This window comes from Anatilimnocola aggregata (assembly GCF_007747655.1).
Taxonomy (GTDB): Bacteria; Planctomycetota; Planctomycetia; order Pirellulales; family Pirellulaceae; genus Anatilimnocola; species Anatilimnocola aggregata.
In genome coordinates this window covers 5244374-5269721 of sequence record NZ_CP036274.1, presented here as the reverse complement: position 1 = coordinate 5269721, position 25348 = coordinate 5244374, and the positions used below count along the sequence as shown (strand labels likewise).

General features: G+C 58.0%; 20 protein-coding genes. 15 read left to right on the top strand and 5 right to left on the bottom strand.

What is annotated here, in order from left to right:
* Nucleotides 1–130 precede the first annotated feature (130 nt).
* Entirely contained in the window at nucleotides 131–676 is a 546-nt protein-coding gene (locus ETAA8_RS34765) for a hypothetical protein (RefSeq protein WP_202921105.1), read from the bottom strand.
* 416 nt (nucleotides 677–1092) lie between these two features.
* Here ETAA8_RS34765 and ETAA8_RS19615 point away from each other — a divergent pair, with 416 nt between their 5' ends.
* The 12 genes from ETAA8_RS19615 to ETAA8_RS19560 all read left to right on the top strand — a co-directional run bounded on the left by ETAA8_RS19615 (nucleotide 1093) and on the right by ETAA8_RS19560 (nucleotide 12756).
* Complete coding sequence (locus ETAA8_RS19615) at nucleotides 1093–2166, top strand: integrase core domain-containing protein (RefSeq protein ID WP_145092161.1); 1074 nt, start codon at nucleotides 1093–1095, stop codon at nucleotides 2164–2166.
* Nucleotides 2167–2587: 421 nt separating this feature from the next.
* Complete coding sequence (locus tag ETAA8_RS19610) at nucleotides 2588–3970, top strand: GAF domain-containing sensor histidine kinase (protein ID WP_145092158.1); 1383 nt, start codon at nucleotides 2588–2590, stop codon at nucleotides 3968–3970.
* Entirely contained in the window at nucleotides 3967–4611 is a 645-nt protein-coding gene (locus tag ETAA8_RS19605; RefSeq protein WP_145092155.1) for a response regulator, read from the top strand. Before ETAA8_RS19610 ends, ETAA8_RS19605 begins: the two co-directional genes overlap by 4 nt.
* A gap of 227 nt (nucleotides 4612–4838) precedes the next feature.
* Nucleotides 4839–5237: a cupin domain-containing protein gene (locus ETAA8_RS19600; RefSeq protein WP_145092152.1), complete on the top strand. Its 399-nt coding sequence runs from the start codon at nucleotides 4839–4841 to the stop codon at nucleotides 5235–5237.
* An 82-nt stretch (nucleotides 5238–5319) separates the two neighbouring features.
* Complete coding sequence (locus ETAA8_RS19595; protein ID WP_145092149.1) at nucleotides 5320–6003, top strand: hypothetical protein; 684 nt, start codon at nucleotides 5320–5322, stop codon at nucleotides 6001–6003.
* Nucleotides 6004–6033: 30 nt separating this feature from the next.
* The gene (locus ETAA8_RS19590; protein ID WP_145092146.1) at nucleotides 6034–6693 is read left to right on the top strand and encodes a rhodanese-like domain-containing protein; all 660 of its coding nucleotides are present in this window, start codon (nucleotides 6034–6036) and stop codon (nucleotides 6691–6693) included.
* Between the two features lie 29 nt (nucleotides 6694–6722).
* On the top strand, nucleotides 6723–7547 hold the full coding sequence (locus ETAA8_RS19585; protein WP_145092143.1) for a carboxymuconolactone decarboxylase family protein: 825 nt from the start codon (nucleotides 6723–6725) through the stop codon (nucleotides 7545–7547).
* 69 nt (nucleotides 7548–7616) lie between these two features.
* Nucleotides 7617–7949 (top strand): rhodanese-like domain-containing protein, encoded by a 333-nt coding sequence (locus ETAA8_RS19580; RefSeq protein WP_145092141.1) that lies wholly within the window; start codon nucleotides 7617–7619, stop codon nucleotides 7947–7949.
* An 89-nt stretch (nucleotides 7950–8038) separates the two neighbouring features.
* Nucleotides 8039–8368, top strand: a complete 330-nt coding sequence (locus ETAA8_RS19575; RefSeq protein ID WP_145092137.1) for a hypothetical protein — start codon at nucleotides 8039–8041, stop codon at nucleotides 8366–8368.
* Nucleotides 8365–10056 carry an FAD-dependent oxidoreductase gene (locus ETAA8_RS19570; protein ID WP_145092134.1) on the top strand — a complete coding sequence of 564 codons (1692 nt, stop codon included), beginning with the start codon at nucleotides 8365–8367 and terminating at the stop codon, nucleotides 10054–10056. The genes ETAA8_RS19575 and ETAA8_RS19570 overlap by 4 nt, the downstream gene beginning before the upstream one ends.
* A gap of 60 nt (nucleotides 10057–10116) precedes the next feature.
* Entirely contained in the window at nucleotides 10117–11538 is a 1422-nt protein-coding gene (locus ETAA8_RS19565) for a DUF2252 domain-containing protein (protein ID WP_202921104.1), read from the top strand.
* 27 nt (nucleotides 11539–11565) lie between these two features.
* A complete protein-coding gene (locus ETAA8_RS19560) occupies nucleotides 11566–12756 on the top strand; it encodes a hypothetical protein (protein ID WP_145092131.1) in 1191 nt (396 codons plus the stop codon).
* A gap of 337 nt (nucleotides 12757–13093) precedes the next feature.
* Here the strand turns inward: ETAA8_RS19560 and ETAA8_RS19555 are convergent, their stop codons facing one another.
* From ETAA8_RS19555 to ETAA8_RS19540, 4 genes are all read right to left on the bottom strand, one after another.
* Complete coding sequence (locus ETAA8_RS19555) at nucleotides 13094–15475, bottom strand: arylsulfatase (RefSeq protein ID WP_145092130.1); 2382 nt, start codon at nucleotides 15473–15475, stop codon at nucleotides 13094–13096.
* A 796-nt stretch (nucleotides 15476–16271) separates the two neighbouring features.
* Nucleotides 16272–16673: an ATP-binding protein gene (locus tag ETAA8_RS19550; RefSeq protein WP_145092127.1), complete on the bottom strand. Its 402-nt coding sequence runs from the start codon at nucleotides 16671–16673 to the stop codon at nucleotides 16272–16274.
* 269 nt (nucleotides 16674–16942) lie between these two features.
* Entirely contained in the window at nucleotides 16943–18352 is a 1410-nt protein-coding gene (locus tag ETAA8_RS19545) for a transposase (RefSeq protein ID WP_145092125.1), read from the bottom strand.
* A 229-nt stretch (nucleotides 18353–18581) separates the two neighbouring features.
* The gene (locus tag ETAA8_RS19540) at nucleotides 18582–19988 is read right to left on the bottom strand and encodes a sulfatase (RefSeq protein ID WP_145092122.1); all 1407 of its coding nucleotides are present in this window, start codon (nucleotides 19986–19988) and stop codon (nucleotides 18582–18584) included.
* A 542-nt stretch (nucleotides 19989–20530) separates the two neighbouring features.
* Here ETAA8_RS19540 and ETAA8_RS19535 point away from each other — a divergent pair.
* From ETAA8_RS19535 to ETAA8_RS19525, 3 genes are all read left to right on the top strand, one after another.
* On the top strand, nucleotides 20531–22441 hold the full coding sequence (locus tag ETAA8_RS19535; protein WP_145092119.1) for a pyruvate kinase: 1911 nt from the start codon (nucleotides 20531–20533) through the stop codon (nucleotides 22439–22441).
* Nucleotides 22442–22863: 422 nt separating this feature from the next.
* Complete coding sequence (locus tag ETAA8_RS19530) at nucleotides 22864–24696, top strand: sensor histidine kinase (RefSeq protein WP_145092116.1); 1833 nt, start codon at nucleotides 22864–22866, stop codon at nucleotides 24694–24696.
* Nucleotides 24693–25331: a response regulator gene (locus tag ETAA8_RS19525; protein WP_145092113.1), complete on the top strand. Its 639-nt coding sequence runs from the start codon at nucleotides 24693–24695 to the stop codon at nucleotides 25329–25331. The genes ETAA8_RS19530 and ETAA8_RS19525 overlap by 4 nt, the downstream gene beginning before the upstream one ends.
* Nucleotides 25332–25348: the final 17 nt, after the last annotated feature.

Here is a 25348-nt window from a genome sequence, read left to right as displayed (position 1 = left end):
ACCAACGCCAACTTGATTCGTTGGCCATTGGTGGGAAAATTGTTTCATGTGGCCAAGCTCGAAACTCCTGACGATTCTCTTCGCCCTCATGGTGGCATTGCCGCCCCATTGGTGTCGTGCATTTTCTGCTTCACCGGTCGCATGTTGCCCTGCTTGTGCTGACACCGATTGTCACGATGAAGGCAAACCACAACGGCCAACTGATTTGCCGAAGCAAGAATGCCAATGCGGCAATCTGCCGATCAAGCAAGCCGAAATAATGGCCGTTGAATCGACCCCAATTCCGACAGGCTTCATTCTCAGCGGCAACAACGATTCTTGCGTTTGCTGCGTTGAGATTTCCCCCCAGCGAAACCTGCAGCAAGCGTTCTGTTGTTGGCGGAAATAATCCAAGACTGGTCAGCAGTCTCGTTTTGTTTTTGATTTCAACTACAGGAAGATAACCATGTTTGCCAATTGGTTCGTTAGGTGTGCTTCGGCGTTTCTCTTGTTCGCTATTGGCTCGGTCGTCCAAGGAGCGCAGCAGGCCGACGATTGCGTTGCGAAGTGCAAGGCGTGTGCGGAGGCGTGTAAAACGTGCGCTGCGGATTGTGAAAAGGACAATCCCGAATGCGCAAAGATGTGCATGGCTTGCCACCATCTTTGCACGGCATGTGCGGCTCTCGATGGCACACATTCCGAAGATGTAGTGAAGGCAGCTTGTGCCAAGGTCTGCACTGAATGTGCAGCGGTCTGCGAGAAGGGCAAAGACCTCCCCGTGCACAACCCTCTTCGAACAAGTTCTCTGTTTTGAAAACTGCGTAACTGCTTTTGAGGGCAGAACTTGCTGATTTCGAGTCCCGTTCGGTGTCACTAACGAACCCAACGCTTTACTAGCATTTGGGGCGAACCGGTTAACAGAATAGAGAATTTTCTGGCCCTCTCTGCGCGCTCTCTGTTTGCTTGCGACTTTCTCATGAGTTGCTGACGAGGCCAGAATCCCAACCGACGCATCAATGGAAATCGAAGTACGTTTTAGATGGCCGATGGTGCCCCGGGGTGCAAAAAAGAACGCACTCCCCTCATTCACTGCCTGAAATCCAGTGTAATTCGATGGTCAACATCTTTCAGTCCTTGCTACTCGTGATTGCCGGCGCCACGCAGAAAGAGCTGGCCCGCCAGGTCAAATATCTGAAGGTCGAGAACCAGGTCCTCCGCTCGAAGTTACCGAAGCGAATCACGATTACCCCGAAAGAACGGGTTCGGCTGGTCAAGTTCGCTCAGAAGCTCGGTGGCAAGGTCCTCCGTCAACTGACGACCATCGTCGCACCGTCGACCATCCTGCGTTGGATCCGAGCCGAGAAGAAACTCAAACCGCAGAAGCGGAAACGGGGCCGTCCAAAAACACCGGAACAACTCCGGCGGCTGATCCTAAAAATGGCCCGGGAGAACGAGTGGGGCTACACCCGGATCATGGGGGAACTAAAGAAACTCGGGATCAAGCCGCCGAGCCGGAACACCGTGAAAAACATTCTTAAGGCTGCTGGTTACGAACCTGGGCCGCGGCGCGGTGAGGGAACGTGGGATGACTTCCTCAAGCAGCACGCCGCGTCGCTATGGCAGTGCGACTTCTTCTCGAAGCGGATCCTGACACTCCGCGGCATCCGTGAGGTCTTTGTCCTCGCCTTCCTGCACGTCGAGACTCGCAGAGTGATTTTGTCACCTCCGACATTCAATCCAAACGAAAACTGGATCGTCGCGCAGGCAGCCGTGTTCGTCGAGCAAGCGAGAGGACAGGGATTGCGAGTCGCGACCGTACAGCACGACTGCGATACAAAGTTCACCCAAGGATTCGACCAAGCGTTACGTCAGCGACGAGCACGAGTTCGACGGACCGCATTTCGTTCGCCAAACACCAATGCTTTCGTGGAACGCTTCGTCCAATCGATCGGACAGGAGTGCCTCGACCGATTTGTGATCTTCGGCGAGAAACACATGAACCACGTTTGCCAGGAGTATCTCCAGCATTACCACCAAGAGAGGCCGCATCAGGGCGAGGGGATCGAAAATGAATTGCTGATCAGGAAGCAGAAGCCACGGCAAGTGGCAGCGATATCGCTCAGCGAGGTTAATTGCTCAGAGCGATTAGGCGGGCTACTAAAGAGCTACTCGAGCAAGGCTGCATGATCAAGATCATCATGGCCACTTAATACCCTCGGTCGATGTGTCCGACGCAGCTTCCAATCTTGACCATTCCTGACATCGGAAGATTCGCCCTGCGCGCTCAAGCTCCTTGCTGATGTGACTCTCCAATGCTACTCGAAATCAGCAACCGCCAACGCAAATTCCAAGTCCACTGGACTCCGCGGGGCTGGGGCCGTCGACCGCAAGCGAGCTGGCATCCCCAACGAATCCACTCGGCTAAGACGATTTATAGTCAGGGACAGGAGATTTGTTAGGACCTGCGGTATAATCGAGTTGACTAGTTAAGTTGTGAGGCCTTGAGCGTGCTGGAGATGCATTGCCCAATCATCTTCGTTTCCAATTTCTCATCTCGTTTGACTGATCAAGTCGGCAGAAAACTAAGACCCAAAAGCGGCCAAATACGATGCACGACCGCGATTTGACCGGAGACGACGTTGCCAAACGAAGGACGCCGGGCACCGATCCCCAGGAGGCCATCACCTGTCCTGTTTCGGTGACGCCATCCAGAAAGATGGAATCGCTGGATGCCGGTTTGTGCGCTGCCCTCGAGGACGCTGGTTGCCCAGTGGGGGCGAGTATTCGAGATCGTCTGGCATTTGAAACATTGTTGACGGAATTATCGTCCAGGTTTGTCAATATTCCAGCCAACCGAGTCGATTCGCAAATCGAATGGGGCATGCGCCTGGTCGTGGAGCAGCTTGGAATCGACCGATGCGGTTTCGGCGAGGTGCTAGGAGACGGGAAGCAGTTCGTGGTTACGCACTCGTACCAACTGCCGACCGTCCCTTCCTGTTTTGGTCTTATCTTGCAGGAGCAATTCCCCGCCTACGCCCGGATGATTCGCCAGGGCATGATTATCCGGTTGCCGGAGGATTTGCCAGCCGACGCGGTCACAGAGCGACAGTATTTGCTTCAGTCTGGGCTAAGATCCAGTTTGACAATTCCTCTGACCGTAATGGGCTCCGTGGTTGGCGCACTGGGCCTCGCCAGCTTCCGCACGCAGCTCGCCTGGCCGGACGAATTGGTGAAGCGCCTGCGTCTCGTGGGGGATATCTTCACCAATGCCCTGGCTCGCAAAAGGGCGGATGAAGCGCTTTGTGCGAAGGAACTGTCGCTCCGGCAAAGCCAAGAAGGGCTTCGGCAACTGACCGCCAGACTCCTACAAGCCCAGGAGCAGGAACGCCGCCGGATCGCTCGAGAAATGCACGATGACTGGACGCAGCGACTAGCGAGTTTGGGGATTGAAGCCGCCAAGCTGGAACGGCACCTCGGCACGCAAGAAGTGGCGTTGCCATTGCTGCACGCAATGCAGCAACAGCTGGTTGCCCTTTCCGAAGATGTGCATGCCCTCTCACGTCAGCTACACCCCTCCATTTTGGATGATCTCGGTCTGGTCGAGGCCCTGCGTTCCGAGTGTGCTGCCTTCGCGCGGCGCGAAGAGATCGAGGTGGATTACTGCCCGGGCGTACTGCCAGAAACGGTCCCCGCCGACGTCGCGCTGTGCCTCTATCGTGTCGCACAGGAGGCCCTCAGAAATGTCGCCAAGCACGCCGCCGCTGCCGAGGTCATCGTAACCCTGGACGTCGTCGAGTCAGAGGTCGTAATGCGGATCGAGGATTTCGGCATTGGCTTTGACCGGGAAAATGAACGCAGTCAGCCGGGGTTGGGCCTGTCCAGCATGGCGGAGCGAGTGGCGTTGATTGAGGGACAGTTCTCGGTTACGACGGCCGTCGGTCGGGGGACATCGGTCGATGTTCATGCGCCGTTGAAGGGATGCCCTCGATGACCCGTGCCCGCATCGTAATCGCTGATGACCATCAGATTCTGGCCGAGGGAATCCGCAGCCTACTCGAACCTGAGTTCGAGGTTGTCGCCGTCGTCTCCGATGGCCGCCAACTGGTTGCCGCTGCGAAAGAGCATCTGCCCGACGCAATCGTGGCCGACATCAGCATGCCGTCGCTCAATGGCATCGAGGCTGCCGCGCTCGTGCGATCGGCGGGTGTGTCAGCCAAGATCGTGTTTCTAACCATGCACAAGGACGTGGCCTACGCTCGCCGTGCGATGGAGTCCGGGGCCGCAGGATTCGTACTCAAGCACTCCGTCTCTTCGGAATTGGTGACCGCCATTCGGGAGGCACTCCAGGGGAAGACCTACATCACCCCTTTAATTGCAGGGGAACTGCTGGATTCCTATCGCGGAGGTGATGCACGATCAGGTGATTCGACGACGCGGCTGACCGTGCGTCAGCGTGAAGTTCTGCAGCTGATAGCCGAAGGCCTTTCTGCCAAAGAAGTTGCGGCCGCGCTAAAGATTTCCGTCCGAACGGCGGAAGCTCACAAGGCACGCATCTTGGAGTCGCTCGGGCTCCAGAGCACCGCGGAACTGGTCCAATTCGCCATTCGCAGCGGACTCATCTCAATCGAGTAAGGCGAAGCCGACTCGTCTAGGTGCTAGACGACGCATTGCGCAAAGCGCAATGCCATTGTCGTAGTTTTGCGAATGGTGCTCTCTTCCCACCATTCTTCAAAATTGGTGTTGTTGGGCCGGCGGTCTCCCCACCGCGGAGCCAAGTCTGTCCAGTCGCCCGGGCCTGGCCTTGAACAAATCGCCATCGCCGCAGATCCGGTGAGGCACAACACAAACGGAGAAACAGCATGCACAAGAAAATGATGGATATGAACCCGGTAGACGACTTCGTCACCCAGAACACCCCGGGCCTCAAGATCTGGGAGGAGCGATGGGGCGGCATGCAGTGCGCCTTCCACGTCTTTGCCCCGGGCACTGATTTCACAGACATTCTGAAAGGAAAGGGACTGGAGCACGATCTGTGCGGGGTCGAACACTGGGCTTACGTCATAAAGGGCTCGGTGGAGGTCATTTACCTTGACGGGACCATTGAAGTTTGCCGCGCTGGGGACGCTTGCTTCTGGCCGGCTCCGCACAACTTCAAGTCGAAGGAAGGCGCCGAGATCCTCCAGTTCAGCACCGATGGAGGGTTGGCTGCGCAAGGCAAGAGAATCCAGGAGTTTGTTGCGAAACATATGAAGAAGTAAGTGTTGATGCGCCCTATATGTCCTAAACAAATGATCCGGACGCGGTGTTCCCGTGCCCTGATCACCCCAAAGGAGAATCTCTATGAAACTCAGGATCGGATTACACGGTGATCGCCGCACCGCCAAGAACACGCGCGGACGGCCGTTCTGCGGGCTCGGTGCCTTCGTCGGGATGGGCGCGACCCTACGGGCCCATGTCTACACGGCGGCCAATCTCGACGAGATCACCATAGACAGCCACAAGAAGATGGACGGGGCGCGACTGGCCAAGCAGTTCGAGGTCGACATGTGCATGGTCAACGGTGGCCGCTACTGGCTGATGGACGAGCAGGATGTCCAGGGCGGTGACGTCGTGAACTTCGATGGCGTCAATCTGCTCTACGGCGGCGAGATGACCGGGGCCGAGATGACGGCCCAGATGCAGACGCCGTATGCGCCCAACCTGATCTACCGCAACACCAATTGGGTCTGGCACGCCGGCAAGCCGGTGCACCTGCTGCGCGAGCCGAACGGCACGGTGTGGGTGATGCAGGAGTACACGAAGGACGTCGACCCGAGCCTGACGCTCGAAAACTTGCACCAGGTGGGCAGCAAGCTGAAGGGCCTGCCCAAGGGCTGGACCTTCGAGACCAAGGTGCTGACCAAGGAGCTGTCGCTCAACACCTCCCGCTGCGACGGCTGGGCGGCCATCCTCCGAGACGAACTGCATTGCACCTACCAGGGATGCGGCTACGGCAAAGACACCAGCGCCAACTACGTGCCGTAGCTGGAGAATCAGAGAACGAGGATGCTCATCATGTTGAACCGAAACGCCTGTTGCACCAGGATCTCGGCACTGCTCTTCGTCGCGGGGATTCTCATCGCCTCCGCGCCAAGCCCTGTGGGCGCTCAAACGGATAAGCCAGCTGCCACCAACAAGCGCGCCGGTACGGTCGATGCCGGCCAGCTTCCGAAGGCAAAGCAGACGACCCTCGGCCTGTACGTGACTGCGGCACAGGCCTACGAAATGTGGAAGGCGTCACCTGACAAAGTCAAGGTTATCGACGTGCGGACTCCTGAGGAGTTTGCCTTTGTGGGCCACCCGGAGATTGCTTGGAATATTCCCGTCGCGTTCGTTTCCTATCAGCGAAAAGATGGCAAGTTCGAGTACAAGGCGGAACCCAACAAAGCCTTCGTCGCCCTGGTCAAAGAGATCGCCCAGCCGACCGACGTTCTATTGCTCACCTGCCGATCGGGCGGCCGTAGCGCGATGGCAGTGAACCAACTGGCGGCAGCCGGGTTCACGAAGTCCTACAACATCGTCGACGGAGTGGAGGGAGATCTCGTGCAGGATTCTGAGAGTGTCTTTAACGGCAAGCGGATGAAGAACGGCTGGAAGAACTCAGCTCCGTGGGTCTACAGCATTGACCCCGAGAAAGTCATCCTCGAGGAAACCAGCTCCGAGAGACCCCAGTGACTGACCAAGACGCGAACCAAGGTGCGACGATGACAACACGATCTCCTGAACATACCAGCGAGCAACATCCCGCCGGTTCCTCTTTGGTGCAGAAGAATGAAGCGACAACCGCCGCCGATGATTCGTCCACCAAGTATGAGTCGCCCGCGACCCCGAAGAAGACAAGTAAACCGAAGCGAACCCTCACCGCGGCCAACTTTCTGAAAACGACTGCGAATTGCGCAATTTCGTTCCCGATCTTAATCCGATCCGTATTCAGTCCGAAAACCTCCAAAGCTCTTCGCGAAAAGGTAATGCTCGGAGTTACTGCGATCAATGATTGCCGATTCTGCGCATGGGGCCATTCTCACTGGGCGGCATCCCAGGGCGTCTCGTTGGAGGAAGTAAACCAGATACTCAGCAATCAGGATAACTCACTGGCGGCGAGCGATCCCGCCGAAGCGGCGGCCATCCTCTTTGGCCAACACTACGCCGAGCAACTCGATGAGATCGATCCGGAATCGGTGAAGAATCTGCACAACTACTTCAGTTCGGCGCAGGTGCGAGAGATCGTCGGGTACGTGTACTTCATTACGTTCACCAATCTCAGTGGTAACACCGTAGATGCACTGCTGGATCGAGTTCGCGGCCGGGGTCGCCCCATTACGTTCTTTGAGGGAGTTGCAGGCGCTGCGTTGGCCCCGATTTTGTTTGCTCTCGTGGCGCTGGTGAAGCTGGGAAAGGTCCTCGGAACCGACAAGAGGCGAGCGGCACGGCATCGCGTCTCTGAGGATGTGCCGCCACACCGCGACAGCCCGAGCAAGGTTTTGAACGCTGCGGATCTCGAAGACCAATCTGAAAAGCGAGTGTCATGACCATTAATGAGGAATCCAACGACGCCGTTCAACCGTAAATCCAAGCCTGTCTCATGAAGGGGGAAGCCAATGTTACTAGGTAAGCTAAAAGAAAAGCACGATGCTCTGGCGAACACCAAGCTGCCGCCAGAAGAAGTCGCGAAGCTGCTAAAGAAGGGAGCGTTTTTAGTTGACGTACGAACAAAGCTTGAGGCAAGAATGGGCATCGCTCCGGGTGCGACGCATATTTCCCTCTTTACTTTAAAGCGCCGCATGAACGAACTGCCGCGTGACCGGGGCATCGTCCTCTATTGCGGTACAGGGGGCAGGGCCGCCAAGGCAAAACAAATACTTGAAGCCGCAGGATTCAAGGCATTTAACGGCGGCGGCTACAAGGACATCGTGAAGATCACTGGGACTTGATCCGGACTCCATCATGGAAGAAGGCGATTCTCAACGGAACCGCCTTCACACACTTCACGATCACACCGCTTGCCGGCATGTAGCGCACCATGTTCAAGAACCTGATTCACAATTTCCTCTTGGCGTGGAAGTATCCCCGCTGGCGTTGGGCCTTGCTGATGGCGTTGGCATCGGACGTGATTGGATTCTGGCTGACGTTCTATCCGCCCGCGGTGTGGGTGTTGGATGCAGTAACCGCCATACTCCTGTTCTCGGTGCTGGGCTTCCGCTGGCCCTTGCTACCGGCACTGGCCATCGAGGTGGTGCCTGGCCTGCAAATATTCCCGGCCTGGACACTGGTCGTGGCGGCCCTCGCGAGTGCGGAGCAGGCCCTCAAGGGTGTGCAAACGACTGACCACGTGAAAGATGCTCTTCCATGAAAGTGATTATCGTAGGCGGAGTTGCCGGTGGCGCGTCGTGCGCAGCACGGCTCCGCAGGCTCAACGAAACGGCCAAGATCCTGATGGTGGAACGGGGACCGTACGTGTCCTATGCCAACTGCGGGCTCCCCTACCACGTCGGCGGCATCATTGAGAAGGAGTCCAGTCTCCTCGTTGCGACCGAGCAGACGTTTCACGACATGTTCGACGTGAGTGTGCGTACCGGCTGCGAAGCTATCGCAATCTCGTTGAAGAAAAAGACCGTAGATCTGCGAAATGTTGCGACCGGCGAGGTGTCGACCGAGTCCTACGACAAGCTGGTGCTGTCGCCAGGCGCAGCCCCGATCCGGCCGCCACTTCCCGGTATTGATCTTCCGGGGATCTTCTCCGTGAGGACCGTCCCGGACGCCCGGACCATCCGCGAGTGGCTGCACCGCGGTTCCGAGCCCCGGACCGGGCTCGACTCATACACGGGACTGCAGGTCGTGACGAAGCCAAAGCGCGCCGTGGTCGTCGGCGGTGGGTTCATCGGCTTAGAGATGGTGGAAAACCTCTCCCATCTCGGGCTGGAGGTGACGCTCGTCGAGAAGCTGAACCAGGTGATGCCACCGCTCGATCCAGAAATGGCGAGGCTTGTCGAACGCTACTTGATCAAACACGGCGTGCGGCTCGAGCTCAATGACGGCGTGGCCGGGTTTCGACAAGTAGCGGACGGTTCGCTGGAAGTGCTCACGGGTTCCGGCAAGGCGCATCCGGCCGACGTTGTTATCCTGGCGATCGGCGTGCGGCCGGAGACAGCGCTCGCGAAGTCCGCCGGGATCGAGATTGGTCAGCGCGGGGGAATCCGCGTCGATGAACACATGCGGACAAGCGATCCCGACATCTTCGCTGTCGGCGACGCGGTCGAAGTGAAAGACTACGTCACCGGCCAGTGGACGCTCATCCCGCTCGCCGGCCCGGCCAACCGGCAAGGACGGATCGCGGCGGATGTCATTGCCGGACGCGATACGCGCTATCGAGGCACGCAGGGGACTTCAATCTGTCAGGTCTTTGAAGCCGCCATTGGCCAGACTGGCGTCAGCGAGAAAACCTTGCTGCAGCTCGGAGACACGGATTTCGAGAAGATCTACCTCTACCCGAATTCGCACGCCGGCTATTACCCGGACGCCAAAATGATGGCGATCAAGGTCATGTTTCGCAAATCCGATGGACTACTTCTTGGCGCGCAGGTGCTCGCGGAGGACGGCGTCGCCAAGCGGATCGACGCCTTTGCGATGGCGATCCAGATGAAAGCAACGATTTACGATCTGGAGGAGGCAGAGCTATGCTACGCGCCGCCATTCGGCAGCGCGAAGGACCCAGTTAACTTCGCGGGGATGGTCGCGGCAAACGTGCTCCACGGTGACATGCCACTTAGCCACTGGAGTTCGCTGGACGGCGTCTTTATCCTCGACGTGCGTAACCCTGCGGAATTGAAAGTGGAGTCGGTTCCTGGGGCGCTCAACATCCCACTACCGCAGCTTCGTCATCGTCTCGACGAACTGCCCCGCGACCGCGAGATTCACGTCATCTGCCGCTCCGGCGGGCGCGCCTACTTCGCGACGCGCATCCTGCTTCAGAACGGTTTCAAGGCTCGGAACCTTTCGGGTGGCATGCTCTCACGATCTCACGCAGCATCATCACACTGATATAACCAGAGCCAGCACAGAATCCCAGCTTTGAGACCAAGTGCATCTGGAGAGCATACTTTGCAGAAGAACCAGTCATTGTCCGGAAATCCCGTGCCGGTCGAAACGAGTTCAACGGTGTCGCCCCGTTCATCGCGAGACGAGTTGCGCGCGCTGGGAAAGAGCCTGCGCGAGAAGTGCCCGCGTTCGGATCACTCCATATGGGAACCGGCGGAACATCGGCGCGATCCCGTCGCACTGATCGAGGAGTCAAACCAGGGGCGCATGCCTCAACTCATCCCTATCCGGCACGGGCGAATGCTGCAGTCGCCATTCGCCTTCTATCGGGGGTCGGCGCTCAACATGGCGGCAGACTTGGCCGGCACTCCCACCTCGGGAATCCGCGTGCAGGCCTGCGGCGACTGTCACCTCATGAACTTCGGCGCATTCGCCACTCCCGAACGTCGTGTCATCTTCGACATCAACGACTTGGATGAGACGCTTTCGGCCCCGTGGGAGTGGGATCTGAAGCGCCTCGCCGCGAGCTTTGTCTTGGCCTGCCGCGATAATGGCCTCAGCGAAGACGACGCCCGCGATGCCGTGCTGAGTTGCGCACGATCGTATCGAGAGCACATGGCGGAATACAGCAGGATGTCCGTGCTGGAAGTGTGGTACGCCAGCATCGATGTCGACACCCTGATGGAGACGATCAAGGATGAAGAGACCGTCAAGCGGATGCAGAAACGTTTGGCGAAAGCCCGCGAACACAGCGTCCTCGAACATGACTTTCCGCAACTCGCGACCACGGCCGGACTAGCACCGACGATCAGAGACAACCCTCCGTTGATTTTTCATCCGCAGGAGCAGGAACGCGAGGAGCTCATGTCCCGCGTCCACATCCACTTTGCACAGTATCGCGAGACACTGCAGGCCGACCGGCGATTACTGCTCGACCGATTCCAGCTGGTGGACGCGGCATTGAAAGTGGTGGGAGTTGGCAGCGTCGGGACCTACTGCGCGATTCTGCTGCTGATGGCCAGTGAGGATGATCCCCTTTTTCTGCAGGTCAAACAGGCACGTCCTTCCGTCCTCGAAGCCTATGCCGGCGCGAGCCCGCATGTGAACCAGGGCGAGCGAATCGTACATGGCTGCCGCATGATGCAATCGGCCAACGACATTTTTCTCGGTTGGGTCGAAGGAGAGGCCGGCCGACATTTCTACATCCGTCAGCTCCGGGACATGAAGATCAAGCCGATGGTGGAAGTATTCACAGCCGCCGTCATGCGGGAGTATGCGGAGCTTTGTGGTTGGGCGGTGGCCCACGCCCACGGACGTTCGGGCGAGCCCACTAAGATCAGTGGATATCTGGGAAAGAACGACAGCTTCGACAAGGCCATCGCCGACTTCTCAAAGGCGTATGCCGACCAAACCGAGCGCGATTACGAAGTTCTCAGGAACGCGGCGCGTGCCGGCAAGCTCGAGGTTGAGATCGAAGGGCAATAGCCAATCACCTGACATGGACAGGATAGCGTGGACGTCGTACCTCACAATCTTGATGAACTCTATTTTGAGCGTGGCGGGCCGCTTCAACGGCTTGCCCAGCGACTGTTTGCGCATTGTGGGGCCAGCCATTCACTCGGTACTCGTATTGTCGGCTTTCTTGCGATTACGTGGCTTCCTTTAGTCGTGTTGGCCGCGCTGGAGGGCCGCGCCTTGGGGGCGTCACCCCAGGAATCTCTGCTGCTGGATTTTGGCACCTATGCGAGATTCTTTTTGGGCGTGCCGCTCTTGCTTGCCGCAGAACAGATTGTCGGGCCGCACCTCAGGTCTGCTGGATTGCAGTTCGTGCAGGGCGGCTTCGTTCGTCAGGACGACTACCCAGCCTTCGACCAGGCCATCGCACGCGCCGCGAAATGGCGTGAGTCTGTCTGGGCAGAAATCATCATCCTGGCTTTGGCGGTGACCGGTGCCTGGCTGTTTACGCCCGAAACGCTGACAGGGGATGTAATTGCCTCTTGGCGTTCGCCGAACTTTCCCGGTGCCCCTCTGAGCATTTCGTTTGCCGCACTCTGGTATCGCCTCGTCGCAGTTCCCATCTTGCAGTTCTTCTGGTATCGCTGGCTCTGGCGATTATTGGTTTGGGCAAATTTCCTCTGGAGCGTCTCACGACTTAATCTGAACTTGGTATGCACGCACGCCGATCAGGCGGGTGGTCTGGGGTTCCTTGGCGTAGCACACACGTCATTGGGAGTCTTTGCCTTTGCGATGAGTTCCGTTCTGAGCGCAGAGGCCGCCTTTCTCATCGTCTTTCAGAAAGCCGACATCGCCACATTTCAGGTTCCCTATGTCGTCGTTGTAGTCATCGTCGAACTGATGTTCCTCGGGCCCCTGCTGATTTTTACTCCGACTCTAATCCGTACACGACTGGCATGGGTGCGCGAGTACGGTTTGCTTGTGACCCGGTACAATCGAGCATTCCACGAGAAGTGGATCATGGGGCAGGCCGCGGCCGACGAACGGCTGCTAGGTACCGCCGACATTCAGTCACTGGCCGATCTGGGCAGCAGCTTCGAATACCTTCGGGCGATGAAGGTCGTACCATTCAGCCTGCGTGCGGCCAGGCAGTTGGCCTTGGTGACGAGCCTCCCTAGCTTGCCACTGATACTCCTGGTTGTACCAATCAATCAGATTCTTCAACTACTCACCAAGGTTGTGTTTTAGTATCGCTAATCGGGTTCACGCTGGAGGTTTCTACCGGACGACGTCATAATTCCGACTAAGGATCCGGCGATCGCGGGTTTAGTAGCACGAAGCACGCTCGACAACTTCTGCGAACTCGCTTCGGCCCGACACGCCGAGGTAGGCTCGTCGAACTGCGATCGTCACCTGCTTTGAAGCTCCAAAAGTTCGCCTGCCAAAGCGGCAGAAGCGTGCACACGGAGTTGTGCTCGCATTACCCAACCCGATGAACCGCCCGCCAATGATGAGGTCGGTATCGGGAGTATTGAGGGCGCCGGGTATGGCCCGCCGCCTTACAAACAACGCGTACGGGTGGACCTTAATCCTTCGCTCCAGGAGTGGCGGGCTCCTTCGCCTTGTTCGCGGCGTCGGGAACCAGCGTGATGACTACTTTGTCAATCTCGCCAGTAAACCGGAAGTGATCCTTCTGCTTGTAATTCTTCGAGACGGGCGTGCCGTTATCGACGCCAACATCAAACGTCTCGCTCAGCGAGAAAGATCCCGGAACGGTTTTGTCGAGAACGCCTTCCGCTACCTTCTTGCCGTTCACATACAGCTCGACCGTGCCCTTGAGCGTTCCGGTTTTGATGAAGTTGAACTTCAGATCCACCTTCCCTTTGGGCAGGACGGGCGAGACGACCTCATAGCGCTCCGCGTTGAAGTGGTTGTAGCCGTAGTGCAACTTGTGATCGGCGATGAACAGGGTATAGCCGCCGTTCACACCGCCGCAGGCCACGATGACGCCCTCTTCGTCGCCCTTCAGATCGAGGGTGGTCTCGATGGTATGCGACTTGTTCTTGATTGGCGCGGAAACCGCCTCGGCAATTCGCTCGGCACCCGGCGCGTAATAGGTGAAGCTTTTGCGGTCACCAAAGGCGCGGCTGAACTGCTTGGCCACTCGGGCGGCAGCGTCGTCGTAGAGAGGATAGACGTTGTTCTTCCAGGCCTGCTCATCCCAAAGTTTCTTCAGCTCTTCCAGCTTCTCGGGATTCTTGGCCGCAAGATTATTGGTTTCGGCGAAGTCTTCGTTGAGGTTGTATAGCTCCCACACGTCCTTCTCGAACGGAAAGGTTCCTGCCGTGATCCAAGGCATACGGTTGCCGTGAATCGTCACGGCTTTCCAGCCATCCTTGTACATTGCGCGGCTGCCGAGCTGTTCATAATACTGCTCGGTCCGGGCGGAGGGCGCATCGGCCTTGTTAAAGGAATAGGCGAGGCTGATCCCATCCACCGGCATCTGTTTCACGCCGTCTACTTCCTCCCTGAATTTGGTGCCCGTAACTTCCAGCGCCGTGACCATGAGGTCAGTGACGTAGCTGTATTGGCTCCTGATCTCTCCCTTACCCTTGATCCCCTTGGGCCAGGTGATGATGAGGCTGTCGGCGATGCCGCCGTTGTGCACGATTTGCTTGCAATACTTGAACGGCGTGTTCCCGGCCATGGCCCAGCCCGCGTGGTAGTGCGGGTAGGTGTCGGGGCCGCCCCATTCCTCGTAATGCTTCATATTCTTTTCGAGAGACGCCTGCATGCCGTTGAGCACCAACGATTCGTTGTACAAACCGTTCAAACCGCCTTCACCACTGCACCCGTTGTCGGCGGTGAGCATGAGGAGCGTGTTGTCGTATTGGCCGGTGCGCTTAAGTGTCGCGATCAGGCGTCCGATCTGCTCATCAGTTTGCGTCATCTGGCCCGCAAATACTTCCATTTGTCGGGCATAGAGCTTCTTCTGAGTGTCGCTTAGGCTGGCCCATTTCGGAATCTCCGGGATGCCGGTCGAGAGCTTGGTGCCGGCGGGCAGAATCTTCATTGCCATTTGCTTGGCGAAGATTTGTTCCCGAGCCTTGTCCCAGCCCATGTCAAACTTGCCCTTGTACATGTCGATGTACTTCTTCTCGACCTGATGCGGCGAGTGCATCGCGCTGGGTGCCCAGAAGACGAAGAACGGACGGTCAGGAGCAATCGAGACATGCGAAGTGATGTTTTCGATCGCCCGGTCGGCCAAATCAGTCGTCAGGTGATACCCCGGCTTGTTCATCCAGGTCTCCGACGGACGATGATCATTCCAGAGCAGAGTGCGGTAATCGTCGGCGTCGGCCGCCATGAAGCCGTAGAAGTGGTCGAACCCCTCGCCACTAGCCCAGTGGTGAAATGGGCCGCTCCCGGAGGCTTCCGGCAAAGGCGTGTGATCCCACTTGCCAAGCGCGAAGGTTTCAAAGCCGGCGTGCTGAAAGTGCTTAGCGATGGACTTCGCACTCTCGGGCGGCGTGCCGTTGTAGCCGGGGAAGCCCATCGCCGTAAGCGCGTGGGAACCCAGACCAATTTTGTGCGTGTTCCTGGCCGCCATCAGCGCTGCCCGCGAAGGCGAGCACAAGGCAGGCGTGTGAAAGTTGTTGTAGCGAAGGCCGTCGGCGGCCAGCGAATCAATGTTGGGTGTGTTGATGAGGCCACCGAAACAGCCGTATTGGGCAAAGCCGACGTCATCCAGATATATGGTGAGCACGTTGGGAGTGCCTGGCTTCGGCTTACTCGCCTCGGGATACCACTCCTGCGATTCTTCGTAGGTCCTGCCGATCTTTCCCTTGAACTCCTGGCCGTACTTTTTGAACGACTCGGATTCCTCCTGCGCCATTGCCGGCAGCGTGAAGCAGCCGACGCAGACAGCGATGACCCATCCGGTAACGGATCGTGTCCTGGATTCCATGGTCTGTTGTTCCTTGAGGCGAATTGCCTGACGTAGTTAAGGGCTGCGAATCGGGATAACCAAGAGCCAACCGAGAGTCATCACAGGCAACAATACCGATCCGTGATTGTCTCTAACTGGCGACTTATCCTGCCGCCTCGGAAGGTGTTGGACTGCAGGAGCACTGACAAGTGCGGGGAGAAAGCGGCCTCGCTCGCCAATATAGCAGGTCGCAAGACTGATAGAGATTACAACTGCATCTCGCAACGGGTGCGAGTTGAGCTAAGAAACTCCCTCTAAATGACTCGAACGATGGCAATGACTGGCAAGGGCGATAAGGTCGACGGCTCGCAGCCTGCTTCGGACACTTCGAAGTTCTTAACTTAACGCGGACGATGTGAGCGAAGCTGCCCGGAAATCTTTTGGCGGTCGCGAAACAACTTGCCGGTAGATTCGTGGGGAACTTCGTCCGCAACCCAAATAGCTGTATCGGCTCCTAGTTCCACCGAACGGGTAGCGTTTGGCCCGCCCATGTCTGTGCGCATCCAGCCGGGATACATCGTCAGCGATTATATGGCCAATGCCGGTTTACGCGCCACCAAGGATCGGATTGGGGGCGGATCATCCGTTCCTATGCTTTCGGCGTCGGGATGGACATCAATACTTCTCTCAGCGAATCTGGACTTGTCGGCTTCACCAAATAGTGATCAAACCCGGCCAGAAAAGCGCGCCGACGATCTTCTTCCTGACCATATCCGGTGAGAGCGACCAGGATTTTCGGGCATGCTTTCATTGCTCGCATTCGCTGCGCCACTTCTTAGCCATCCATTCCGGGCATGGCAATATCGAGAAATGCAATCTGCGGTCGAAAATCAACTGGGGCTGCGAGCGCCGATGGACCGTCATATTCTGCTCGCGCGTCTTGTTGAAGGGCCTTCAGCATCATCGAAAGCGTATTGGCGGATGGTCTGACATCGCCAACGATCAGAACTCGGTGGCGCGGAACAGGCACGGAACGACCTAGGGTAAATCCGGAGCCGTAGGTCGCTGCGATGCTTTTTGCTGTCGCCGGCAATCGCACAATGAACTCGCTTCCGCGACCTGGACCTTCGCTTACGGCTTCCACGGTCGCGCCATGCAATTCGACCATTGTTTTAACTAGTGTAAGACCGATGCCAAGCCCTCCATGCGGCTTGGTGGGCCTGGACGGCTTCAGCACGCTGGCTTATTTGCCTTCTCTGGCAGTCGCGACTGCCAGCAACCTTGCCCCGTAAGCGGCATTGGCGGTTGTGCTAGTGACGGTATGTTTCGCGCTGCCAAGCTATGCTTACGTCGGCGTGCATTCGCCCGACGGCCACGGAGCAGCAGGCTTGCTCGAACAAGTCTGGCCGAGGCTGCGGCGGCGCTCGGCTTATCGGAGCGGACGGAGCGGGCCGGTATTGGTCCTTTGCTCGCGCCTAGAGTGGCACCCAACGCCGTGAACCCTTTTTAGGCAGCGGTCGTGAGGTAGCGGGCGCGATGGATTTGGGACTTGGTGGCGAGTAGGAACTCGGGAGAGCCAGCGGGCGGGTCGGGACGTTTTTTGCGAGGATAGTTGCGGCTGGATTTGTTGGCTCGCTCGTAGGTGTCGCGCACTGCTTGAGGGAGTTGGTGGGGGAGCGATTGTTGCCGAGCCAGCGGATGTCGATAGTCGCGCATCAGCCGCCGATACGTGCGCCAGACGCCCGCTAGGCTGAGTTGAGGAGGATCTAGTTGTACGCGCGTCGCTTGGACCTGAGCATCGAGCGCCATGCTCCATAGTCCCAGCAGCGACCACTCCAACTCCAAACGCGCATGCGCGGCATTGGTGCTGCGAAGTTTGCGGCGCTGATACGTTTGCTTCAAGTGGCGAAAGAAGAGTTCCACGCCCCAGCGACGACGGTAAACGTCGAGGACTTGTCCGCGCGATAATTCTTCTTCTCCGACGCTGGTGAGCAAGTAGACCGGATACTTTCCACCAGTGGCCACGACGAGGCGTAACACGAGCGGCGGCTGACTGCGACGGGCAGCACGATCGGGCCAGAGATACACCGTGCCAACGACTTCGCGGGAGAAGCCCAGCTTGTACAGCAGACGCACATTCGAACCGACTCGCACCAGGAAATGGCGACCACTGTTAACAACGGCGCGCAGACAATCGTAACCCACGAAGCCAGCATCGGCGGTGATCAGGGCATTGCTCGGAAGTTCGTCGAGCATCGCCAACCAATGCTCGCGCTCGCTACTGCCGGTCGGACCGATTCGCCACGACCAAGGCAGTCCTGTGCCGACGTGAAACAGCAGGGTCAACCACATTTGCGGGACGCTTGCCTTGCGCGAGTGAATCGCGGTGCGCGGTTTCTGGCGACGATTGCGTTTGAGTTTTCGTCCCTTACCATCGCGAACCGGAGCATGTGCCGCCTCGTGTGACTTGCTTCGCGGCACGTCGACTCGGCTGCCATCAATGCCGAAGAGGACCAGGCCATGAACTCGCCAAAGGGTGGGTAATGCACGCTGCATCTGCCGTCGAAACGTCACCTGCAATACGCCGACCAGCAGCACCGTCCAACGCAGCAGCAACTTCATGAAGGCTTGCACCGAACTGGCAAACTCCTGTTGCGGCGCAAACAGAAATTGAGCTAATCTGCGGGCAGCAAAGAAGCGGTCCCCCAGCGTGAGTTCATCCGACCAAGCCCAGAGCAACGCCGTGGCCGCCAATTGCCGTGGGCCCCACGTGCAGTCGTCACGAAACCGAATCGCACCCCAGTCCCCCTCGCCGAGCAATCGCTCCAGTGACTGCTTGAGCTGATCCGCTTGGAACTCGGCAACGACAACCTGACTTCGACCTTGCTGACTTCGACTAGGGTCTTGATGCGACATTCCCGAATCCTTTCGGGTGAGCGGTGAACGATCCTTTCGCGGTGAGAAACGAAAGCATCGCCACTAACCTCAATCGCATCAAGACTTTTTCACTCTCGCCAAAAAGGGTTCACGGCGTTGAGTGGCACCCGGTCCCAACTAGAGCTAGACGACACAGCAGGTTGGCCGTCAGCGTGTAACACTACAAGCGCCGCAGGCAGCAGGGCGGCGAGGCAGGTGATGGCTAATTTCATGGCGAGAGCTTAGAGAGCGACTGGAGGCGGATGGCGAGTTCTTTGACCACAGCCGCTTGCTGGTCGGCGACATTGCGCAGCTCTTCGTGGTCCCGTTCATGATCGTAGAGCTCGGTTTGGCCATCGCTCCAGCGGGTGAAACGCCAGCGTGCGGTGCGGACGCTCTGGGCGGAAAGTTTCGGGCCCCGGAAGACAACCGTGAAGGCCGCGTCCTTCACGGTCGCGTCCGGTTTGGCCAAAACAGGCCGCAAACTGGTTCCCGCGGCGGCATGCGGCATCTTCAGCCCGCAGAAGTCAGCAATGGTCGGGTAGAGATCGACGAACTCGACGAGTGAGCGGCTGACTTGTGCTCCATTCATGCCCGGCGCGGCGATGACGAGCGGCGCGCGGCAACTGCGCTCAAAGAGCGTGTTCTTGTTCCACCACTGCCGCTCGCCGGTGTGGTAGCCGTGGTCGCCGACGAAGATGACGATGGTGTTATCCCATAGCTTGTGTTTGTCGAGGGCATCGAGCACACGACCGAGTTGCGCGTCCATGAAACTCGTGCCCGCGCAGTAGGCGCGGAACAGTTCCCGCCATTCCTGGTCGGTGAACTTAGCGAAGGCTTCACCATAAGCTCCGAAGCCTACGGCGTCTTTGCGGACCGGCGTTATGTCGGCGGGGTCGCGCCAAGTTTTCAGCGACCCGGGCGGATACAAATCAAAATACTTCTTCGGCGCGATGAAGGGATCGTGCGGCTTCATGAAGCCGCAACCGATGAACCAAGGTGCATCGCCGAGCTTCTCGATCATCTCCACCGTGGCTGCGGCGATCTGTCCATCCGGCTGATCCTCGTCACCACCATCCGCGGCTCCCCAACTGCACCAGTTCAGCGCTCCGCCCGTGACGTTGCGGCCTTCGATCATGCTGCGACCTAGCGGAGTCGCTTCAAACGCCTGAGCGGTATGCCACGAGCGGCCCGCGTCCATCCAGCCCTGCCTGGCTTCGGCGTTCTTGCCGCCGCCGAGGTGAAAGATCTTCCCAAACGCATGCGATTGCCAACCGGCGTCTTTGCACAGCTGTGGCAACGTGATGATGTCCGGCATTTTATTCCGCAGAGGAACGTCATTCCCGACGATTCCCGTCTGCTCTGCCCGCAGTCCCGCCAGCATACTGCTGCGGCTGGGATTGCACACGGGATATTGCACATAGGCACGCTCAAAGGTCGTGCCGCGAGCACGAAGCCGGTCGAGGTTCGGCATCTTGACGACCTCCTTCGTGAACGCCCCGCCGAAGTCCCGCAGATCGTCCGCCATAATAAGCAGGACGTTCAGCTTGCTCGGTGAAGGTGCTCGTTCGGCAGCGTGGATATCGGCCAGCGGTTCGAGCAGCAGGGCGGCAAAGAGCGCGAGAGCGTATTTCATGGCTTCTCCGTGTTCAGCGAATTCTTCCTCAACTCTTCGAGCAGCGAACTCAACCTTGCCGTAGAAGCAGCATAGTCAATCGAGAAGGCCGCGCGAGCTGTGGGGCCGCGAAACACGCCGCATGGAGCAGTCCCCTCAACACTTGATGTCCGTTTTGATGCATGGGGATTCTTTTTCTGTTTGGGCAGAGAAGGGCTTGGTGGCGACGTGCCATTCGATGCGATGAAACTGCGGCAGGTCGCCGTGCCACGCAGCGTCGTTGGCCTCGTTTTGTTTCTTCGAAGCGGGCGCAGATGCCGAGTTGATCGAGCTGGCTCCCAGCCTTGCAGAGCCAGACGGCAAAGCCGTTGTACGCGTTTTCAGCACGCACACGAGTGTTGCGAGGATTGTGAATTTCTGGCAAAGGTAGTTGCTCGTACCTTCCGAGGCGGCAAACAGGCCGCGACAATGAGCAGTGACTCAACTCGTATTGGACGGCAGCAAGACGCGTGGCTCAGGATCTGCTGTCCCAGCGATGTCCTGATCGAGTTGTTCACATTCCAATGACCACGAAAAACACCATCGCCATTGATCTTGATAGCGCCGACATCGAGAGGGTCTTGGAAGAACTCATGGCCATTCGGACGGAGCTGGTCGCCGCCGCGGCCGTCTCCGAGCCACGTTTGGCCGAGGTTCATCCGAACTTTCGAGATAGCGCCCGGAATCTGCTGCACTACTTGGCGCTTCGTCGGCGCGATCTTCGACCGTTGCAACTCCAACTTGCCAAGTTGGGTTTATCTTCACTCGGCCGAGCCGAGTCACACGTTCTGGCCACAATCGATGCGGTATTGAGAGCCCTGCACCGCCTGGTGCATCGCACTTGGCAGCCCTCCTCCCAGGACGCTACCGAGATCGATTTTGCTGCCGGCTTGCGACTGCTTTCCGAACATACAACCGCCCTACTTGGCGTCTCCGCAGCCAAGCATGGAGTGCGAATTATGGTCACTATCCCGAGCGAGGCGGCGAAGAATTACACAGTCGTTCACGAGTTGTTGCAGCAAGGCATGGATTGCATGCGTATCAATTGCTCGCATGACGATGCCCTCGCTTGGTTGCAGATGATCGAGCACTTGCGGCGGGCCGAGCAATCGTTGGGGCGGCACTGCAGAATCGTGATGGACTTGGCCGGTCCCAAACTGCGAACGGGACCACTAGAACCCGGTCCGGAAGTGGTTCGCATTCGCCCGCAGCGGGATGCATACGGTCACGTGACAGCAGCGGCCCGGATCTGGCTAACAGCGGAGTCGGGTCCTCGGCTCCCTCCATCCCCGGCGACGGCCTGCCTGCCCGTACCCGCCGAGTGGCTGGCTGGCCTTCGTCCAGCGGATCGTGTGAAACTGACTGACGCGAGGGGCGCCAAGAGGACCTGGACAGTCGTGGATGTGTCCGATGGCGGGTGCTGGGCGGAGGCGACCAAAACAGCGTACATCGTCACCGCCACGACGCTTCAGCACGAGCGAGATGCCGTTGGCGGAGATTTACGTAACACCCAAGTTGGCCGCTTGGCGAACTGCGAGAAGGCGATCCTCTTGCGGCAAGGAGACCTGCTGATTGTGACCCGGGATCTCAAGCCGGGCTGCCCTTTCAGATACGACAGTGAGGGGCAAGTGCTGACCGGAGCGACCATTGGCTGCACAATTCCTGAAGTGTTCGACGACGTACGGTCGGGGGATCCGATCTGGTTTGACGATGGTAGGATCGGCGGAATAGTCGAGAAAATAGAAAGCACCCAAGTTTTCGTGCGCATCACTCAGGCGCGCGTGCGTGGTGAGAAATTGCGCGGCGACAAAGGGATAAATCTTCCTGAAAGCAAGCTTCGGCTAACGGCTTTGACAGCCCAGGATCTGAAAGACCTGGCATTCGTGGCTCAGCATGCCGACGTTGTCGAGTTGTCGTTCTCCAACACCGCCCATGACGTGGAATCACTCCAGCAGCAACTGGCGCGTCAGGGAAGCCGGCAACCAGCCATCGTGCTGAAAATCGAAACCCGGCGCGGCTTCGACAACCTGCCGGAAATGCTGTTAACGGCCATGCGGGCGCCGTCGTGCGGGGTAATGATTGCCCGCGGCGACCTCGCGGTGGAATGCGGGTTTGAGCGACTGGCGGAAGTTCAGGAAGAAATTCTTTGGATCTGTGAGGCCGCACACATCCCCGTGATCTGGGCAACACAGGTTCTGGAAAGTCTCGCGAAGGATGGAATGCCGTCACGCGCGGAAATCACGGATGCGGCGATGGGTCATCGTGCCGAGTGCGTAATGCTTAATAAGGGTCCGTATGTCGTGAACGCGGTGCGCATGTTGAACGATATTTTGCAGCGAATGCATGCTCATCAGACCAAGAAACAGGCGATGCTTCGAGAGTTACGGCTAGCCCACACGTTGCCGGCCACATCAGTTCCATCTGACTGTGATTGATCGCTTTGCGCGTGTGCTCGCCTTGGGCACTGATTAATTTGCTTAGGACCGACACGTCGAAGTTAGGGAGCCTGTTCCCGCTCTCGCGCCCTGGGACGATGTGTCCGAAGCACGCAGTTGTTCGTCAAAGACTTCGGCAGCAACCGTGTATTGCTTCAATGAGGCGTCGGGTTAGACTGCCCAGCTTGGGAACTAGACACGTAGGCGTGTTCTCTCTGCCAATTTGGTTTACCTCGAAGGGTGCGACATAGGATCACGGGCCCTCCGTGACCGCTCACTTCGAGTCCTGAATGGTTGCAACCATGCCAGTGACGGGTTTTCTTACCTTCGGCACGCGGCGGTGCTGACTTGTCGGCGAGTGATGGCAGCGGATTCACATTCGCTTAAGATAACAGCCAGTTTCTGGCAGTCACTGATAGAAGTTGAAGCTCATTGTGTCGCTACTCAAGTCATTCGCGGAGAACTCCAGGGATCGCTGGTGTATTCGCAATCTGGCCTTCACCTGCGTGATCTGGTCGGTGGCAATACCGAGCTTCGCCCATGAGCAACGTCCGCGAAGTGCGAAACAGATCGTCATCCTGTATACGCATCGCACACTCACTCCCATCAACGCCGATTGGGATCGCGGAATTCGCAGCGCGCTGACAACTGGGTTCGACGAACCGCTGGATATCGAGATCGAGTACTTGAATCTTGTGCGGCATAAAGACCCGGATTACCTGCGAGGCTGGATTGAGTTGCTCAAGACCAAGTACGCTGCCAAGCCGCCAGACTTGGTAATTCCCGTCTATATGCCGGCAATTGAGTTTACGCTCAAATACCGGGAAACCATCTTTCCCAATGTTCCCATCGTGTTTTGCTCTGCTCCGGCGAAGTTGGCGGAACGAGCGCACGGCCAGCCGAAGGTCACCGGCGTAGCGTTTCGATTGGACATTGCCGGAACTGTCGAGACCGCCCAACGATTGCATCCGGCGCACAACCGCTTGATGGTATTGAGCGGCAGTTCGGAACCGGAACGCGCATTGAAACGTGCAACGCAAGATGCGATCCGCGTCATGAGCACGGGGATGGAGATCGACTTTGTCGAAGGGTTGCCACGAAGCCAGTTGCTGGAAAAGGTGGAGGCCGCGGATCGAAACACATCGATTCTGATGCTCACCTACGAGGAGGACACGGTCGGCAACAATTACTCGACCGTCGAGATCGTCGAACAAATGTCGACCGAGAGTTCGGTGCCGGTATACGGCTTGTACGATACCTTGCTTGGCCACGGCATCGTTGGGGGTAGCCTCCAATCCGCTGAGGCACAGGGCAAACTCGCCGGCGGATTGGCCGTTCGGGTCCTGAAGGGCGAGCGCCCGGAGGACATGCCCATTGTCGGCCTCGACACGGTTCGAATGGTATTTGATGCCCGACAATTGAGGCGTTTGAATATTTCAATGCGCAGCCTGCCTCCCGATTCGCGCGTACTCTTTCGCGAGCCGACGTTCTGGGAACAGTTTGGCGCGTATGTGCTGCTGGGGGGCGCGGCGATCGTACTTCAGAGCTTGATCATCACTACCTTGCTTGTGAACAGATCGCGACGAGTTGTGGCTGAGCACGAAGCACGCGACCTGGCGGGAAAGATTCTAACGGCCCAAGAAGACGAGCGGCGCTATCTCGCCAGGGAAATGCACGACGACTTGTCGCAGCGACTTGCCGCCTCAGCGATTGAAGCTGGCAACCTGGAACAGCGGTTTCAGGAATCGCCTGAGTCATGTGAATCGCTGGGCAAGTTGAAAAAGAACTTGATCGCGATCTGCGACGATGTTCATCGCCTCTCGCGGCAAATCCATCCTGCCATCCTCGACGACTTTGGTTTGGCGGACGCACTGCACTCGGAATGCGATCACTTCGCGGACCGAGAGAGAGTCATCGTGGAGTTTCGCTCAGGTGAACTGCCAGCGAATTTGCCCAAAGCGATAGCACTGTGTCTCTACCGGATTGCCCAGGAGGCGCTCTGGAATGCCGCGAAATATGCGCACACAAAGCGCGTTGTGGTCGAGCTAAACGCCGATCCCGAATTCGTCCATTTGGAGATCCGTGACTTCGGACGAGGATTTGAGCCGCTTCAAGTGGCCGAAAGCCACGGCCTGGGATTGGCAAGCATGAAGGAGCGCGCTCGCTTGGTGCGAGGGACGATCATTATCGATTCCTCGCCTGGCAAAGGGGCGAAGATTACTGTGCAAGTTCCCTTGCCGGAGCACGAAGCATGACCCACCCCCGTCTCTTGTTAGCGGATGACCATCGCATCGTGGTGGAAGGGCTGCGCAGCATTCTCATTCCGGAGTATGAGCTGGTGGGGATTGTTGAGGATGGCCGAGAACTTGTCGACGCGGCCAAACGATTGAAACCAGACGTCATTGTTGCGGACATCGCCATGCCGCGGCTGAATGGGCTCGATGCGGTCGCTCAACTGAGGAAGGAAGGTTGCCCGGCCAAGGTAGTGTTTCTCACGATGCACAAGGACGCAACTTATGCGGCCAAGGCTTTGGAGATGGGTGCGTCCGGTTACGTGCTGAAACACTCTGCGAGCACAGAGCTGCTGATGGCGATTCGCGCTGCCTTGTCGGGTGGGACGTATGTTACCAGCGAAATCGCCGAAAGCATGCGGAGAGCGGCTGAGACGCGAACTGCGTCGCTGGAAGCACCCGCGCTCACACCGCGCCAACGCGAAGTTCTCCAACTCTTTGCCGAAGGCCGATCGGCCAAGGAAGTCGCCACGGTACTACATATCTCGACACGAACCGCCGAGAACCATAAGGCCCGCATCATGGATGTGTTGTGCATCTCCACAACGGCCGATCTCGTGCAGTATGCCTTGCGCCACGGGATTATCGCGACAGACTGAGCGCTGTGCGGACCTCC

Coding starts and splice junctions, on each gene's coding strand:
- ETAA8_RS34765 (WP_202921105.1), bottom strand. CDS start 676: ATGTGTGCCATCGAGAGCCGCACATGCCGTGCAAAGATGGTGGCAAGC.
- ETAA8_RS19615 (WP_145092161.1), top strand. CDS start 1,093: ATGGTCAACATCTTTCAGTCCTTGCTACTCGTGATTGCCGGCGCCACG.
- ETAA8_RS19610 (WP_145092158.1), top strand. CDS start 2,588: ATGCACGACCGCGATTTGACCGGAGACGACGTTGCCAAACGAAGGACG.
- ETAA8_RS19605 (WP_145092155.1), top strand. CDS start 3,967: ATGACCCGTGCCCGCATCGTAATCGCTGATGACCATCAGATTCTGGCC.
- ETAA8_RS19600 (WP_145092152.1), top strand. CDS start 4,839: ATGCACAAGAAAATGATGGATATGAACCCGGTAGACGACTTCGTCACC.
- ETAA8_RS19595 (WP_145092149.1), top strand. CDS start 5,320: ATGAAACTCAGGATCGGATTACACGGTGATCGCCGCACCGCCAAGAAC.
- ETAA8_RS19590 (WP_145092146.1), top strand. CDS start 6,034: ATGTTGAACCGAAACGCCTGTTGCACCAGGATCTCGGCACTGCTCTTC.
- ETAA8_RS19585 (WP_145092143.1), top strand. CDS start 6,723: ATGACAACACGATCTCCTGAACATACCAGCGAGCAACATCCCGCCGGT.
- ETAA8_RS19580 (WP_145092141.1), top strand. CDS start 7,617: ATGTTACTAGGTAAGCTAAAAGAAAAGCACGATGCTCTGGCGAACACC.
- ETAA8_RS19575 (WP_145092137.1), top strand. CDS start 8,039: ATGTTCAAGAACCTGATTCACAATTTCCTCTTGGCGTGGAAGTATCCC.
- ETAA8_RS19570 (WP_145092134.1), top strand. CDS start 8,365: ATGAAAGTGATTATCGTAGGCGGAGTTGCCGGTGGCGCGTCGTGCGCA.
- ETAA8_RS19555 (WP_145092130.1), bottom strand. CDS start 15,475: ATGGAATCCAGGACACGATCCGTTACCGGATGGGTCATCGCTGTCTGC.
- ETAA8_RS19545 (WP_145092125.1), bottom strand. CDS start 18,352: ATGTCGCATCAAGACCCTAGTCGAAGTCAGCAAGGTCGAAGTCAGGTT.
- ETAA8_RS19540 (WP_145092122.1), bottom strand. CDS start 19,988: ATGAAATACGCTCTCGCGCTCTTTGCCGCCCTGCTGCTCGAACCGCTG.
- ETAA8_RS19535 (WP_145092119.1), top strand. CDS start 20,531: ATGACCACGAAAAACACCATCGCCATTGATCTTGATAGCGCCGACATC.
- ETAA8_RS19525 (WP_145092113.1), top strand. CDS start 24,693: ATGACCCACCCCCGTCTCTTGTTAGCGGATGACCATCGCATCGTGGTG.